General features: G+C 66.5%; 6 protein-coding genes and 1 pseudogene. 6 read left to right on the forward strand and 1 reads right to left on the reverse strand.

All coding sequences use genetic code 11. The features are described from left to right. The 6 genes and pseudogenes from EOA27_RS23355 to EOA27_RS23380 all read left to right on the forward strand — a co-directional run. Nucleotides 1–570 (forward strand): annotated as a pseudogene (locus EOA27_RS23355) (tRNA (adenosine(37)-N6)-threonylcarbamoyltransferase complex transferase subunit TsaD); the annotation flags it as partial. Continuing rightward, nucleotides 567–1,586 (forward strand): NAD(P)H-dependent glycerol-3-phosphate dehydrogenase, encoded by a 1,020-nt coding sequence (locus tag EOA27_RS23360; protein ID WP_126080495.1) that lies wholly within the window; start codon nucleotides 567–569, stop codon nucleotides 1,584–1,586. The pseudogene EOA27_RS23355 and the gene EOA27_RS23360, both read left to right, overlap by 4 nt. A gap of 17 nt (nucleotides 1,587–1,603) precedes the next feature. After that, on the forward strand, nucleotides 1,604–1,900 hold the full coding sequence (locus EOA27_RS23365; RefSeq protein WP_126080494.1) for a YciI-like protein: 297 nt from the start codon (nucleotides 1,604–1,606) through the stop codon (nucleotides 1,898–1,900). A 116-nt stretch (nucleotides 1,901–2,016) separates the two neighbouring features. After that, nucleotides 2,017–2,442 (forward strand): EVE domain-containing protein, encoded by a 426-nt coding sequence (locus EOA27_RS23370; protein ID WP_042645552.1) that lies wholly within the window; start codon nucleotides 2,017–2,019, stop codon nucleotides 2,440–2,442. Continuing rightward, complete coding sequence (locus tag EOA27_RS23375) at nucleotides 2,397–3,095, forward strand: methyltransferase (protein ID WP_189562091.1); 699 nt, start codon at nucleotides 2,397–2,399, stop codon at nucleotides 3,093–3,095. The genes EOA27_RS23370 and EOA27_RS23375 overlap by 46 nt, the downstream gene beginning before the upstream one ends. 51 nt (nucleotides 3,096–3,146) lie before the next feature. After that, nucleotides 3,147–3,572 (forward strand): DUF1761 domain-containing protein, encoded by a 426-nt coding sequence (locus EOA27_RS23380; RefSeq protein WP_127257329.1) that lies wholly within the window; start codon nucleotides 3,147–3,149, stop codon nucleotides 3,570–3,572. A 9-nt stretch (nucleotides 3,573–3,581) separates the two neighbouring features. On the opposite strand, the gene gcvA is transcribed toward EOA27_RS23380, so the two are convergent. After that, nucleotides 3,582–4,502, reverse strand: a complete 921-nt coding sequence (gene gcvA / locus EOA27_RS23385; RefSeq protein WP_126080491.1) for a transcriptional regulator GcvA — start codon at nucleotides 4,500–4,502, stop codon at nucleotides 3,582–3,584. Between the last annotated feature and the right edge of the window lie 103 nt (nucleotides 4,503–4,605).

A 4,605-nucleotide genomic window follows, 5' to 3' on the forward strand; every position in this document is an offset into this window, starting at 1 on the left:
GCCAAGATGCGCGGCCTGCCCTATCCCGGCGGCCCGAATGTCGAGAAGGCGGCGGCGACAGGCGACGCCGGCGGCTTCGCCTTCCCGCGCCCGATGAAAGGCTCGGCGCAGCCGGATTTCTCCTTCTCCGGCCTGAAGACGGCGGTGCGCCAGGCGGCGACCGCGATTGCGCCGCTGAGCGACCAGGACGTCGCCGACATCTGCGCCTCGTTCCAGGCCGCGGTGGCCGACGCGCTGGGCGACCGTGTCGGCCGCGCGCTTGCCCGCTTCCGCCAGGAATTTCCCGATCAGGCAAAGCCGGCGCTGGTCGTCGCCGGCGGCGTCGCGGCCAACCGCACGATCAAGGCGACGCTTGAAGCGCTTTGCGCGCAAGCCGGCTTCGCCTTCGTCGCGCCGCCGCAGAAACTGTGCACCGACAATGCGGCGATGATCGCCTGGGCCGGCATCGAACGCCTGCGCGCCGGCATCGCCGACGAGAACACCGCCGATTTCGTGCCGCGTTCGCGCTGGCCGCTCGACAGCGTGTCCGCGCCCCTGGTCGGCTCAGGCCGGCGTGGGGCCAAGGCATGAGCGCCAAGGAAACGAGCGGCAGGAAATCCGGCAGCGGCTGGCGCGTCGCGGTGCTGGGCGGCGGCGCCTGGGCCACGGCGCTGGCCCTTGCCATGCTGCGCGCCGGCCATGATGTGCGGCTCTATGCGCGCGACACTGAGACCGTCGCCGCCATCGCCCGCGGCGAGAATCCGCGCTATTTGCCCGGCATCAGCATCGCGCCCGGCATCGCGGCGACCAGCGATATGGCGGCTGCGCTCGGCGGTGCCGACTGCGTGCTCGCCGTGACGCCCGCGCAGTCTCTGCGTGCCGTCCTGGCCCAAGCCAACAACCACGTTCCTACTGGCATACCGCTGGTTCTCTGCGCCAAGGGCATCGAGCGCGACACCGGCGCGCTGCTCTCGACGATTGTCGAGGAAAGCCTGCCCAAAAATCCGGTCGCAGCGCTTTCCGGCCCGAGCTTCGCCAGCGATGTCGCACGCGGCCTGCCGACGGCCGTCGTGGTCGCGGCCCGCGAGGCGGAACTGGCGGCCGAGCTTGCCGCCCGCTTCTCGGCGGAGAATCTGCGCTGCTATTCCAGCGACGACCTGATCGGCGTCGAGATCGGCGGCGCGCTGAAGAACGTCTTTGCCATCGCCGCGGGCGCTGTCACCGGCGCGGGCCTTGGCGCCAGCGCCCAAGCCGCCATGGTGACGCGCGGCTTCGTCGAACTGCGCCGCATCGGCGCGGCTTTCGGCGCCAGGCCGGAGACGCTGATGGGGCTATCCGGCCTTGGCGACCTCTTGCTCACCTGCTCCTCGGCGCAGTCGCGGAATTTCGCCTATGGCCTGGCGCTCGGCCAGGGCAAGCCGCTTGCCGGCCGGCCGCTTGCCGAAGGCGTGCCGACGGCGGGCATTGCCGCCCGCATCGCCGCCGAGCGCGGCATCGAGGCGCCGATCATTTCGGCCGTCGCCGCCATCCTCGACGGCAAGATCACCATCGGCCAGGCCGTGACCGCGCTGATGACACGCCCGCTCAAGACCGAAACCGACATCTGAACCATCGGAGTTGAAAAATGCTGTTTGCGTTGATTTGCAAGGACAAGCCCGGCAGCCTGCAGCTGCGCATCGACACCAGGCCGACCCATGTCGCGTTTCTCGAAGGCCTGAACGGCGAGGGAAAGCTGGCCTTTGCCGGTCCCTTCCTCAACGCCGAGGGCAAGCCGGACGGCAGCCTCGTCGTGGTCGAGACGCCGGACCTGGCGGCGGCGCAGGCGCTGTCGGCGGCCGACCCCTATGCCAAGGCGGGCCTGTGCGAGAGCGTCGAAATCCGTCAGTGGAACTGGACCTTCAACAAGCCGGCGGGCGCATGACCCCGAAAATCGATATCGATTTTGGGCAAGGATCATGCGCAAAAATAAGATACTACGGCGTCCTCGAAGGACGCTGTAGTTAATTCGCAGTCGAAGCGCCCCTGGAGAACGAGAAGATGAACTACTGGCTGTTCAAGTCCGAACCCTCGGTCTTTTCCTTCGAGGCGCTGAAGGCCAAGGGCAAGGCCGGCACGCAGTGGGACGGCGTGCGCAACTACGCCGCCCGCAACAATATGAAGGCGATGCGGATCGGCGATCTCGGTTTCTTCTATCATTCCAATGAGGGGCTCGACATCGTCGGCATCGCCGAGGTCTGCGCGCTGGCGCATCCCGATACGACCACCGACGATCCGCGCTGGGAGTGCGTCGACATCCGCGCCTTCAAGGACGTGCCGAAGCCGGTGACGCTGGAACAGGTCAAGGCCAATCCCAAGCTCGCCGAGATGGCGCTGGTGCGGCTCGGCCGGCTTTCCGTGCAGCCGGTGACGCCGGCCGAATGGAAAGAGGTCTGCCGCATGGCCGAGCTCAACCCGGCGCCGTGACCAGGCTCACGCCGAAAAGCGCCAAAAAGTTCATCCTCGACAACACAGCGCTGATGGCGCCGCCGCATGTGCCGGAAGTGCTGCTGCACCTCGCCGACGAGGCACATGACCTTTGGCTGCGCACCGAGGAGGAGCTGGCCGAGATCGGCCTGCCGCCGCCCTTCTGGGCCTTCGCCCGGGCCGGCGGCCAGGGCCTCGCCCGCTATGTGCTCGACAATCCCGGGGCGGTGCGCGGCAGACGCGTGCTCGACTTCGCCTCCGGCTCGGGCCTCGTCGCCATAGCCGCGATGAAAGCGGGTGCGAGGCAGGCGATCGCCGCCGACATCGATCCGTTCTGCGAGACGGCGATCGCGCTTAACCTCGAAGCCAACGGCGTCGAAGCGCAATTCCTCGGCAAGGATTGTGTCGGCACCGACGATGGCTGGGACGTCGTGCTTGCCGGCGACGTCTTCTACGACAAGGCTTTCGCCGACAGGCTGCTGCCCTGGTTCACGAGCCTGCGGGCGCGCGGCGCCGAGGTCTTCGTCGGCGACCCCGGCCGCGCCTACCTCCCCAGGTCCGGGCTGCAATCGCTTGCCGTCTATCAGGTTCCGGTGACGCGCGTGCTGGAGGATGCCGAGGTCAAGCGCACGACCGTCTGGCGCCTCGCTTGACGCGATCGCCGAACAAGCGTTCCATCGCATCTCGATCTGGAGGGGAAAAGCATGGATTTTTCGGTCGTGAACTGGCTGGCGGTGATCGTCGCCGCCGTCGTCGCATGGTTGTTCGGGGCAGCCTGGTATATGAGCCTGAGCAAGCCTTGGCTGAAGGCGGCCAAGCTCGACCCTGCCACCATGAAACGCTCGGCCGTTCCGTTCGTCATCAGCTTCATCGCCGAGCTGATCATGGCGCTCGTGCTGACACTGGTGGTGGGGGCAATCACCGGCGGCGAGCCGAACCCGGTCGCGGGCTTGCTGTTCGGCTTCGTGCTTTGGCTGGGGTTCATCGCCACCACGCTTGCCGTCAACCACCGCTATGAAGGTTTCGGCTGGGCGCTGACCTTGATCGATGCCGGCCACTGGCTGGGCGTGATGCTGATCATCGGCGCCGTCATCGGCTGGTTCGGCGCGCCGGCGGCGCCGGCAGTCTGACGACAGGTCCTATGTCGGCGTTTTCGCCACCTCGTCCAGCAGCCATTCGCGAAAAGCGATGACCCGCGCGTCGTCTTTCGCAGTCTCGGGGTAGACCAGGAAATAGGCGAATTCCGGCGCGACCTTGATGCCGAGCTCGAAGGGTCGCACCAGGCGCCCTTGCGAAAGATCGTTGGCGACCATGGCGAAGTCGGCCAGCGCCACCGCATTGCCGTCGAGCGCCGCCTGGGTGGCATCGGTTGACGATCCGAACACCAGCGTGCGGCTGTCGTCGAAATCATCGACGCCGGCCGCCTGCATCCACATGCTCCAGTTCGGCCAGGTCACGCCCTGCCGCGACCATTCGATATGCGCGAGCGTATGGTTGAAGAGATCGCGCGGCTCGTTCAGCGGCGGACCCGACGCCAGCAGCGCTGGGCTGCACACCGGAATGATGATGTTCTCGAACAGCCGGTGCGCGACGAGCCCCGGATATTTTCCGGTACCGAAGCGGATGCCGATATCGACATCGTCGCGCTCGAAGTCCCTTACGTCGTAGGTGATGTCGAAGCGCAGCTCGATGCCGGGCTTCTGCTGGCGGAAATCGTCGACGCGGCGCATCAGCCATTTCGTCGCGAACTGCGCGTCGAGCGTCACCTTCAGCAATGCCGTGCCGCGGGTCATCTTGCGGGCGCGGCTGACCGCCCGGTTGAGCAGGTCGAGCGCGTCGATCGACGCATCATGCAGCAGGCTGCCCGCCTCGGTCAGCCGGATGCTACGGCTGGTGCGCGTGAACAGCACCAGGTCGAGCTGATCCTCGATTTCCTTGATCTGGTGGCTGACCGCCGCCGGCGTCAGGCCGAGCTCGTCGGCGGCGCGGGTGAAATTGAGGTGCCTGGCGGCCGCCTCGAACGTCCTCAGCGCGCGCGTTCCGGGCAGCAGCCTGGACATATGATCTCCAAATAAAACTTGATGATCGGAAAAGAACTACTCGTTTCTCGTTTGTTTTTCAATCCGGCATGATGGCTTCATCGAAACACCATCAAACCGGATT

The sequence above is a fragment of the Mesorhizobium sp. M2A.F.Ca.ET.037.01.1.1 genome, assembly GCF_003998075.1.
GTDB lineage: Bacteria > Pseudomonadota > Alphaproteobacteria > Rhizobiales > Rhizobiaceae > Mesorhizobium.

Bases quoted from the DNA above. Each gene is read 5' to 3' on its own strand.
- EOA27_RS23360 (WP_126080495.1), top strand. From the start codon at position 567: ATGAGCGCCAAGGAAACGAGCGGCAGGAAATCCGGCAGCGGCTGGCGC.
- EOA27_RS23365 (WP_126080494.1), top strand. From the start codon at position 1,604: ATGCTGTTTGCGTTGATTTGCAAGGACAAGCCCGGCAGCCTGCAGCTG.
- EOA27_RS23370 (WP_042645552.1), top strand. From the start codon at position 2,017: ATGAACTACTGGCTGTTCAAGTCCGAACCCTCGGTCTTTTCCTTCGAG.
- EOA27_RS23375 (WP_189562091.1), top strand. From the start codon at position 2,397: ATGGAAAGAGGTCTGCCGCATGGCCGAGCTCAACCCGGCGCCGTGACC.
- EOA27_RS23380 (WP_127257329.1), top strand. From the start codon at position 3,147: ATGGATTTTTCGGTCGTGAACTGGCTGGCGGTGATCGTCGCCGCCGTC.
- gcvA (WP_126080491.1), bottom strand. From the start codon at position 4,502: ATGTCCAGGCTGCTGCCCGGAACGCGCGCGCTGAGGACGTTCGAGGCG.